Raw genomic sequence first — 583 nt, 5'->3', positions numbered from 1 at the left:
CAAGGAGATCCGGACCCGGGGCGACATCATCCTGTTCATCGACGAGATCCACACGTTGGTGGGTGCGGGCGCGGCCGAGGGCGCGATCGACGCGGCGTCGCTGCTCAAGCCGATGCTGGCCAGAGGGGAACTGCAGACCGTCGGGGCGACCACCGTCACGGAGTACCGGAAGTACATCGAGAAGGACGGCGCCCTGGACCGCCGGTTCCAGCGCGTCGACGTCCGCGAAACCAGTCTCGGCGAGACGGTCGGCATCCTTCGCGGCCTGCGGGACCGGTACGAGGCGCACCACCGGGTGAGCATCACCGACGGGGCGCTGGTGGCGGCGGCGACGCTGGCCGACCGGTACATCTCCGACCGGTTCCTGCCGGACAAGGCGATCGACCTGATCGACGAGGCCGGCGCCCGGCTGCGGATCCGCCGGATGACCGAGGAGTCCCTCCCTGCCGTGGTGGCCGATGAGGATGTCGCCGAGGTGTTGGGCGCCTGGACCGGAATCCCGGTCTACAAGCTCACCGAGGAGGAGACCTCCCGGCTGCTGCGGATGGAGGACGAGCTGCACAAGCGGGTCGTCGGCCAGTCC

Annotated in this window: 1 pseudogene; it reads left to right on the top strand. The window is 69.6% G+C overall.

Going from position 1 to position 583, the window contains the following annotated elements:
• Positions 1-583 (top strand): annotated as a pseudogene (locus ACFQUZ_RS32380) (ATP-dependent Clp protease ATP-binding subunit); the annotation flags it as partial.

The organism is Plantactinospora sp. GCM10030261 (assembly GCF_042666615.1).
Taxonomy (GTDB): Bacteria; Actinomycetota; Actinomycetes; order Mycobacteriales; family Micromonosporaceae; genus KBS50.
Note: the sequence above shows the minus strand (reverse complement) of the source record. Positions and strands in the feature narration are given on the sequence as shown.